This is a genomic window from Mycobacterium sp. 29Ha (assembly GCF_032883055.1).
Classification (GTDB): domain Bacteria; phylum Actinomycetota; class Actinomycetes; order Mycobacteriales; family Mycobacteriaceae; genus Mycobacterium; species Mycobacterium gallinarum.
The window spans coordinates 1-1,999 of sequence record NZ_JAMQTI010000056.1; the positions used below are offsets into that span (position 1 = coordinate 1).

The 1,999-nt window shown below is 56.6% G+C and carries 1 rRNA gene; it reads left to right on the plus strand.

The features are described from left to right. Positions 1-184 precede the first annotated feature (184 nt). Positions 185-1,706, plus strand: a 16S ribosomal RNA gene (locus tag M1248_RS33025). The last annotated feature ends 293 nt before the right edge of the window (positions 1,707-1,999 follow it).

Here is a 1,999-nt window from a genome sequence, read left to right on the forward strand (position 1 = left end):
CGGGTGTGTTGTTTGAGAACTCAATAGTGTGTTTGGTGGTTTTTGTTTGTTGTTGTTTTTTGGTCTGCCTCTTTTTCCCGTTTAGGGGTGGGCTGTTTTTTTGATGCCAGTTTTTGGTGTCTTGATGGTGTCAGGCTTGTTCTGATTCGAATTCCACCTGGCCTTTTTGTGGTTGGGTTGTTTTTGTTTGGAGAGTTTGATTCTGGCTCAGGACGAACGCTGGCGGCGTGCTTAACACATGCAAGTCGAACGGAAAGGCCCTTTCGGGGGTACTCGAGTGGCGAACGGGTGAGTAACACGTGGGTGATCTGCCCTGCACTTTGGGATAAGCCTGGGAAACTGGGTCTAATACCGGATAGGACTACGCGATGCATGTCGTGTGGTGGAAAGCTTTTGCGGTGTGGGATGGGCCCGCGGCCTATCAGCTTGTTGGTGGGGTGATGGCCTACCAAGGCGACGACGGGTAGCCGGCCTGAGAGGGTGACCGGCCACACTGGGACTGAGATACGGCCCAGACTCCTACGGGAGGCAGCAGTGGGGAATATTGCACAATGGGCGCAAGCCTGATGCAGCGACGCCGCGTGAGGGATGACGGCCTTCGGGTTGTAAACCTCTTTCAGCTCCGACGAAGCGCAAGTGACGGTAGGGGTAGAAGAAGGACCGGCCAACTACGTGCCAGCAGCCGCGGTAATACGTAGGGTCCGAGCGTTGTCCGGAATTACTGGGCGTAAAGAGCTCGTAGGTGGTTTGTCGCGTTGTTCGTGAAAACTCACAGCTCAACTGTGGGCGTGCGGGCGATACGGGCAGACTTGAGTACTGCAGGGGAGACTGGAATTCCTGGTGTAGCGGTGGAATGCGCAGATATCAGGAGGAACACCGGTGGCGAAGGCGGGTCTCTGGGCAGTAACTGACGCTGAGGAGCGAAAGCGTGGGGAGCGAACAGGATTAGATACCCTGGTAGTCCACGCCGTAAACGGTGGGTACTAGGTGTGGGTTTCCTTCCTTGGGATCCGTGCCGTAGCTAACGCATTAAGTACCCCGCCTGGGGAGTACGGCCGCAAGGCTAAAACTCAAAGAAATTGACGGGGGCCCGCACAAGCGGCGGAGCATGTGGATTAATTCGATGCAACGCGAAGAACCTTACCTGGGTTTGACATGCACAGGACGTGCCTAGAGATAGGTATTCCCTTGTGGCCTGTGTGCAGGTGGTGCATGGCTGTCGTCAGCTCGTGTCGTGAGATGTTGGGTTAAGTCCCGCAACGAGCGCAACCCTTGTCTCATGTTGCCAGCACGTAATGGTGGGGACTCGTGAGAGACTGCCGGGGTCAACTCGGAGGAAGGTGGGGATGACGTCAAGTCATCATGCCCCTTATGTCCAGGGCTTCACACATGCTACAATGGCCGGTACAAAGGGCTGCGATGCCGTGAGGTGGAGCGAATCCTTTCAAAGCCGGTCTCAGTTCGGATCGGGGTCTGCAACTCGACCCCGTGAAGTCGGAGTCGCTAGTAATCGCAGATCAGCAACGCTGCGGTGAATACGTTCCCGGGCCTTGTACACACCGCCCGTCACGTCATGAAAGTCGGTAACACCCGAAGCCGGTGGCCTAACCCCTTGTGGGAGGGAGCCGTCGAAGGTGGGATCGGCGATTGGGACGAAGTCGTAACAAGGTAGCCGTACCGGAAGGTGCGGCTGGATCACCTCCTTTCTAAGGAGCACCACGAGACCTGTGACCCGCCCACATCGTGTGGGGGTTCGGAGATCCAGGCGATTCTGTGGATGGCTTTCACCTGTAGTGGGTGAGGGTCTGGTGCACAACAAACGTCGAGCCGGCGGGGAAACGCCGGTGAGGGAAATCGTCAGACACACTATTGGGCTTTGAGGCAACAAGCCCGCTATCTCTTCGTCCCGAGTGTGGGAAACCGGGGATAGGGATTGGTTGTCGCCCTGCTTTGGTGGTGGGGTGTGGTGTTTGATTTGTGGATAGTGGTTGCGAGCATC